Annotated in this window: 8 protein-coding genes; 3 read left to right on the top strand and 5 right to left on the bottom strand. The window is 45.6% G+C overall.

Translation table 11 applies throughout. The features are described from left to right. The coding region (locus tag ABUA47_RS18925; RefSeq protein ID WP_410520192.1) for a DoxX family protein at positions 1–201 on the top strand (201 nt) is incomplete at its 5' end. Between the two features lie 138 nt (positions 202–339). After that, positions 340–894 carry a DUF3332 domain-containing protein gene (locus ABUA47_RS18920; protein WP_005837119.1) on the top strand — a complete coding sequence of 185 codons (555 nt, stop codon included), beginning with the start codon at positions 340–342 and terminating at the stop codon, positions 892–894. A gap of 76 nt (positions 895–970) precedes the next feature. On the opposite strand, the gene ABUA47_RS18915 is transcribed toward ABUA47_RS18920, so the two are convergent. Further along, positions 971–3,268 carry a BamA/TamA family outer membrane protein gene (locus ABUA47_RS18915; RefSeq protein WP_349831895.1) on the bottom strand — a complete coding sequence of 766 codons (2,298 nt, stop codon included), beginning with the start codon at positions 3,266–3,268 and terminating at the stop codon, positions 971–973. Between the two features lie 143 nt (positions 3,269–3,411). On the opposite strand from ABUA47_RS18915, the gene ABUA47_RS18910 reads away from it, so the two are divergent. Beyond that, positions 3,412–4,173 carry a TrmH family RNA methyltransferase gene (locus ABUA47_RS18910; protein WP_008664596.1) on the top strand — a complete coding sequence of 254 codons (762 nt, stop codon included), beginning with the start codon at positions 3,412–3,414 and terminating at the stop codon, positions 4,171–4,173. Here ABUA47_RS18910 and ABUA47_RS18905 read toward each other — a convergent pair. Genes ABUA47_RS18905 through ABUA47_RS18890 form a run of 4 tightly spaced genes read right to left on the bottom strand, consistent with a single transcriptional unit; the run spans position 4,121 to position 6,391 of the window. Beyond that, on the bottom strand, positions 4,121–4,456 hold the full coding sequence (locus tag ABUA47_RS18905) for a hypothetical protein (RefSeq protein ID WP_005837115.1): 336 nt from the start codon (positions 4,454–4,456) through the stop codon (positions 4,121–4,123). The two genes, ABUA47_RS18910 and ABUA47_RS18905, sit on opposite strands and share 53 nt — an antisense overlap. Continuing rightward, on the bottom strand, positions 4,453–5,379 hold the full coding sequence (locus ABUA47_RS18900; protein ID WP_035448513.1) for a DUF4296 domain-containing protein: 927 nt from the start codon (positions 5,377–5,379) through the stop codon (positions 4,453–4,455). The genes ABUA47_RS18905 and ABUA47_RS18900 overlap by 4 nt, the downstream gene beginning before the upstream one ends. Continuing rightward, the gene (locus ABUA47_RS18895; protein ID WP_016273745.1) at positions 5,376–6,008 is read right to left on the bottom strand and encodes a lipoprotein signal peptidase; all 633 of its coding nucleotides are present in this window, start codon (positions 6,006–6,008) and stop codon (positions 5,376–5,378) included. The genes ABUA47_RS18900 and ABUA47_RS18895 overlap by 4 nt, the downstream gene beginning before the upstream one ends. 2 nt (positions 6,009–6,010) lie before the next feature. Continuing rightward, on the bottom strand, positions 6,011–6,391 hold the full coding sequence (locus ABUA47_RS18890; protein WP_349831890.1) for a TraR/DksA family transcriptional regulator: 381 nt from the start codon (positions 6,389–6,391) through the stop codon (positions 6,011–6,013). Between the last annotated feature and the right edge of the window lie 94 nt (positions 6,392–6,485).

Raw genomic sequence — 6,485 nt, 5'->3', positions numbered from 1 at the left:
CTCTATCGTTTGGCTATGATACCAATGATGTTTACAATGGTTGTTGCCTTTTTTGTAATTCACGGCAATGACCCGTTTGCCACGAAAGAGTTGGCTTTTGTATACCTGGTAGTGTTCATATTGATGTATATCATAGGTCCGGGCAAGTTTGCTGTTGACCGTTGGATCGGAAAGGCTCTTTCTCAAAAAGCTCATAAATAGACACTTCCGTTTTACTGAAAACAGATTTTAAGCTCAAATAGGATGTTTTTTCGTAAAAAATCCTATATTTGCGGATGCTTAAAATAACTCGATGAGCTATAAAGCTAATTAAACACAGTAAAATAAAAAAGAGTGATTATGAAAAAGTTCAATTTGAAGATGGCTGCGACCGTAATGATTTGCGGCTCGTTTCTTTTCAGTTCTTGTATCGGTTCTTTTGGACTGCATAGTAAACTGGTCAGCTGGAATCAAGGTATTGGTACCAAGTTTGTAAACGAACTGGTTTATTTGGCATTCAATATTATCCCGGTATATGGCGTTTGCTATCTGGCCGATGCGTTGGTCATCAACTCCATCGAATTCTGGAGTGGTTCAAACCCTATGGCCAGCATTGGTGATGTAAAGAAAGTAAAAGGCGAAAACGGTGACTATCTGGTAGAGACACTTGAAAACGGTTATTCTATCACCAAGGAAGGTGAGACTGCTTCTATGGAGCTCATTTACAACAAAGAGTTGAATACTTGGAATGTTGTTGCCGATGGTGTCAGCACAGAATTGCTGCAAATGAACAATGACGGCACTGCACAAATGACCCTTCCGAACGGTGAGGAAATGACAGTGACGCTGGATGCCCAAGGTGTGGCAGCAGCACGTCAGGCGACGATGATTGGCACGTACTACGCTTTTAATTAATGGAAAATTGAAAATGGAAAGTGGCTGGTACATAGATGCCCAATAAGCATTTCTCACTTTCCATTTTCAACTTTCATTAGAACGGATATCCCACAGCAAAGTGGAAAGCAAAATCGCGGCTGAATTTAGGATGAATAATGGGATAACGGTCTTTTTTCTTTTCATAAGCCGGATTGATGGCCTTCATACCTCCGTCGAAACGCAATACAAAGAAATCCAGGTCAAGACGCAATCCCAAACCATATGCCACGGCAATCTGCTTATAGAACTTGTCAAATTTAAACTGACCTCCCGGCTGGTCTTTATAATCCCGTATTGTCCAGATATTCCCGGCATCTACAAAGAGGGCTCCTCTGAATTTCCAGAACAACCGTGTGCGGTATTCAATGCTGGCATCCAGCTTGATGTCTCCCGACTGGTTCATGAAGTTATTATCGCCGGGGAAAGAACCGGGCCCCAAATCACGTACAGACCATCCGCGCACACTGTTGGCGCCGCCGGAGAAGTAGCGCTTCTCAAATGGAAGCATTGTTGCATTGCCGTATGGAATGGCAATACCGGCACCAAAATGAAATGCCAATGAATTGCGGTTGTCAATGACCAGATTCTTGGCAAAGTCAAAATCGCCTTTCAGGTATTGGGCAAAAGGAATGTTCAACAAAGTGTATTCTCCCGATGCATTCTTTTTCATTCCTCCGAGCTTTGCCACAGCATACAACAAGTTACCTGCCGATTCAAAATTGAGGCGGATGGTATAGGAATTTCCGATGCCGGAATTATTCATCAATGCCCTTCCGGCGCTGTTGTAGATATAGCTATAACCAGTGCGGACAATAAAACGGTCTTCATAATTGTATTTGAGGATGTAGTTTTCGTCTTTCTCCAGATAATCCTCTTTAAATGTCTGGTCTATGCTGGGCATATACAGATAATTGATGTCCAGCAAATCAATGCGATGCTGCGAACGCTGTTGTTGTACTCCCCATTTGTAGCTCCATCCGGCAGATGCTACAATGCGCGTGAATTCGGGTCTCATCTGGTAGTTATATTGCAATCCGAATTCTGTAGTAGCCCTTATCCTCCGCTTGAAATCGCTGGATACAAAGGGAAACATAAACCGTGGGAAGTTGATGGTTGCTTCCGCACCTAATTCTATGTAGTCTTGATTCAAGGAGCTCTGCAAACCGGACACAGCCTCGTATGCCCCACGTAGCTTGAACATGAATGTTTCGGAACCTTTGAACATGTTGCGGTGCTGAAAAGCCACCGAAGCGGCAGCTCCCAAATCGCCGGCAGAGTTTGTGCCTTCCACCTCAAAAGATACGGACTGATGCTTGCCTCTGGTCAGCATCACATAAGCGTTGAGCTTTGCACTGTCACTCTGCTGCACTTCGAAAAAACGGATATTGGTATATTTCAGGGCTTGCAGGCGTCCGTAGTTGGAGTAGGTACGCTGCACGTTCTGCTCGTTGTAGAGAGTTCCCGGAATGATGCGCAGATTGTTGGTCAGCACTTTGGGACGCAGATAAAGCTTGTCTTTGTAGTAGATGGGGAATCCTTTGTAGTGCAATGAATCATTCACCTCAATGCTGTTCAAGGCAGATGCCTGCAACACATTATAGTCGGTAATGAAACTCACTTTATTGATAGTGTATTGCCGGTGATTCTGCGGTGTATCCTCGTTGTGCTGCCTGTATGGAGCCAAGTGCAACGTCAAATCTACCAGATAAGAATTACGGACGGTATCTGCGGTATAGGATATGTACTCTTTGTTGAACTTGTAATATCCATTCTGAAGCAGTTTGTTTGTAATACGCTGGCGTTCTGCATCCAGTACATTGACATCAAAATACATGCCTTCGGACAATAGGGTTACTGCGGAATCCTGCCGCATGTATTCCTTTATTTTACTGTCCCGGATATCATATTTCAAGGTACGCACTTTATAGGGCTTGCCGGTCGTCACCTTATAGACCAACTTCATCTTTTTCTTCTTGACTTGGCGTACCGGTTCCACCAGAGCACCCATATAGCCCATATTCTGCACAGCCTTAGTAATCTCTTCCCTGGTCCGGTTGGTTTCCTCCTCACTGTATATGACCGGGGCATCACCTAATTTCCTCAATGTACGGTTTATCCAGCGTGTAGAGTCCCGTCCGGACCAGTTGTAGACATACAACTGGGTCTTTATCAGGCTGAACCACTTCGCATTGGGATTCTGGCGGATGTACATGGAGAGATTGGATGGTTTTACTTCCTTATTATCAGTATGTATGCGCACTTCATCCAGCAAATACGAGCCGTCCGGCACATATTTGGTAGAAGAACAGGAAGCCAACAAAAGTACGATAGTAGTAAGTATCGCGTAGCGGATACCGAGTCATTAATTGCGCATAAACAGCTACAAATATACTTGTATTTTTTTGTTCCCGAAATAAAAAACGCCGGAAGAGTGCAGAGTTTTTGATTATATTGAAATAATCACGTATTTTTGTCAAATGATAACATGTGTGTCCTATGGCATTAAGTAAAAATCGCATTAAATATATCCACTCGTTGGAGCAGAAAAAGAACCGGAAGGCCGACAAGGTATTTCTGGCAGAAGGACCTAAACTCGTAGGGGATTTGTTGGGACATTTTCCTTGTCAGTTCTTGCTGGCAACTTCAGAATGGCTTTCCCGGAACCGCCCTCTCTCCACCGTAACGGATGTCACGGAAGTATCGGAGGAGGAACTTTCGCGTGCCAGCCTGCTGAAAACTCCCCAACAAGTGCTGGCTGTGTTCCGGCAGCCGGATGAGGAGACGGATATTTCCGTCATCAGCCACTCCCTCTGTCTGGCTTTGGATGATGTGCAAGACCCCGGTAACCTGGGAACGATTGTCCGCCTTGCTGATTGGTTCGGGATAGAGCATATTTTCTGTTCGCCCAACACGGTGGATATCTATAATCCCAAAACTGTGCAGGCCACGATGGGAGGTATCGCACGCGTCAGACTGCATTATACTCCCCTACCCGAGTTCATCCGCTCACTGAAGGATATTCCCGTTTACGGCACTTTCCTGGACGGAGAGAATATGTACGGACAACCGCTTTCGAAAAATGGGCTGATTGTGATGGGTAATGAAGGAAATGGCATCGGAAAAGAAGTGGAGGCACTCATCAACCGCAAACTATACATACCGAATTATCCCGCCAGCCGTGAGACCTCGGAGTCATTGAACGTGGCTATTGCCACAGCAGTAGTTTGCGCTGAGTTCCGGCGCCAGGCTGCATTGTAGTAAAATCAAAAGGAAAAAACAACCAGGGAATCAAATAAGGCAATTCTTCCTCGATAACCGGAGGGATTGCCGTCAGTATATTGCAGCACGTATCAAAATGAGGATAGTCTGTTTCCACCTCCGTAAGCAAAGCTATAACTCCCGGTAGCCATTCCGTATTCTCCACCTCTTCTGTCAATGGGAAGATACGTGATACACATTGTCCTTCACCTATCTCCACCACATATTGTTTCAGATAGCCATGCCCGGGAAGAAACAGAAAATGGGAAGCGTAGCGTTTCATGCTTTCGGACGGGGACGTATGGTTCTGGGAGTCGTGGTATTTTCCTGCTCCTGAATTTCCAGAGGTTTCAATTTCTCAGGTTTTCCGATACTGTCTTTGCGAAGGGAGTCTGTCGCCTGCTGAAGGCTGTCCTTTGGGGCAATGACCAAGCTGTCCGTGGCGTGATAGCGCATCAGTGAGATACGGTCTGCCAGCAAAGGCTGTGGAGTCTCCTGCTGCGGATAATAGATGAACCCGCGTATTTCCTTGATTTCTCCTAAAGTATCGGCAAACAAGGTGAGCGTTTCCACACCTGTGTCTTGTACTTTCCGAATGGCACTGATGACACTGTCATTCTTTTCGTAAAGAACCTGCATCGCCATCAACGGAGCATGTATGCTGTCCGGTGCACCGTTGTGGAAACGGAAGCGCACGCTCCAGCGCAGCGTGTCACGGTCGTGGAAATTGGTGTCTGATGGCAACGTAAACGTTATCTTGTTGTCCAGGGGCATACCCGTCAACTGATAGATATGCTGCCATATCCACACGTCGATACTGTCTCCGGGAAGTGATTCTTTCGGCTTGTTGTCACGCAGGGCAATCAAGTGGTTGATACCGTCTCTCTCGGCTTTCAACCGTACATTCACTTTCTCGTAGATTTTGGTAAGTACTTCCGGGTTACGGGCAAACCAGACCATAGAAGAGTCAAAATCGGCCTGAGTAATGCCATATTTCTTGAAAACCGATTCAATGTATAGCACCCGCTTATAACTTTCGTTATACGGCACTTCTTCACCCATAGCTTTGGCTATGTGATAATCATAAAGCACGTTTTCCATCTTGGCATCCGGAAGGACGGTCTCAGGTCTTTTCACCTTACAAGCCGTCAGACTGAACGCCAGAAGGACTACGCTACACCATTGAATTCGATTTATTCCTTTCATGATTTCTTTATGGCAGCATGATAGGCATCATTGAAGTCCTTGCCGTAGAACAACAGCAAAGCAATGATACCGCAACTGATTGCTGCATCCGCAAAATTGAATATCGGGCTGAAGAAAATGAAATGTTCTCCACCGACAAACGGCATCCATGCGGGCCAGTTTGTATCAATGATGGGGAAATAGAACATATCCACCACCTTGCCATGGAACCACGGGGCATATCCCCCTCCTTCAGGCATGAAGGAGGCTATCTGCGAATGGGTGCTTTCGTTGAACAGCACGCCATAGAACACACTGTCGACAATGTTTCCCAAGGCTCCCGTCAAGACCAAAGACACACAGACGATAAATCCGGTCTTCATGCCTTGCTTCACGAACTTGTACAGAAACCAGCCAATGACCGTGACTGCAGCAATGCGGAACAAGGTCAGGAACAGTTTGGCGAATATTTCCATACCGAAAGCCATACCACTATTCTCGGTAAAGTATATATAGAACCAATCCGTAATCCGGATACTCTCATGCCAGTACATGTGGGTCTTTATCCAAATCTTGATAATCTGGTCTATAACCAATACCGAAAATATAATAAGGCAGGCTATCCGGCCCTTCGTAAAGAATTTACCCATTTTTATTTCTTGCCGTTGTTTTTAGCTTCGATGCTCAAAGTGGCATGGGGCACTGCACGAAGGCGCTCTGCCGGTATCAGTTTGCCGGTTTCGCGGCAAATGCCATATGTTTTGTTCTCAATGCGCACCAAAGCAGCCTGCAATCCTTGGATGAACTTCAACTGGCGTTGGGCCAGACGTGTGGTTTCTTCCTTGGATAAGGTGTTGGCACCTTCTTCCAGTACTTTGTACGTAGGAGATGTATCGTCGGTGTCATTACCGTCTGCACCCGTCAGGCTGGCCTTTAACAGTTCATAGTCACGTTGTGCCAACTCTAACTTCTCCATAATGATAGCGCGGAATTCTTCCAATTCAGCATCTGAGTATCTTGTCTTATCTGCCATAACTTTTACGTGTTAATCAGGGTTAGTATTTAATTATTCTTTCACTACGCTCACGTACAGCGAGAAATCGTCGAAGTTCAGTTCTGTACCATTT

The sequence above is a fragment of the Bacteroides sp. RTP31139st1_H2_RTP31139_211217 genome (genome assembly GCF_040227615.1).
Lineage (GTDB): Bacteria > Bacteroidota > Bacteroidia > Bacteroidales > Bacteroidaceae > Bacteroides > Bacteroides uniformis.
Note: the sequence above shows the minus strand (reverse complement) of the source record. Positions and strands in the feature narration are given on the sequence as shown.

Coding starts and splice junctions, on each gene's coding strand:
- ABUA47_RS18920 (WP_005837119.1), top strand. CDS start 340: ATGAAAAAGTTCAATTTGAAGATGGCTGCGACCGTAATGATTTGCGGC.
- ABUA47_RS18910 (WP_008664596.1), top strand. CDS start 3,412: ATGGCATTAAGTAAAAATCGCATTAAATATATCCACTCGTTGGAGCAG.
- ABUA47_RS18905 (WP_005837115.1), bottom strand. CDS start 4,456: ATGAAACGCTACGCTTCCCATTTTCTGTTTCTTCCCGGGCATGGCTAT.
- ABUA47_RS18900 (WP_035448513.1), bottom strand. CDS start 5,379: ATGAAAGGAATAAATCGAATTCAATGGTGTAGCGTAGTCCTTCTGGCG.
- ABUA47_RS18895 (WP_016273745.1), bottom strand. CDS start 6,008: ATGGGTAAATTCTTTACGAAGGGCCGGATAGCCTGCCTTATTATATTT.
- ABUA47_RS18890 (WP_349831890.1), bottom strand. CDS start 6,391: ATGGCAGATAAGACAAGATACTCAGATGCTGAATTGGAAGAATTCCGC.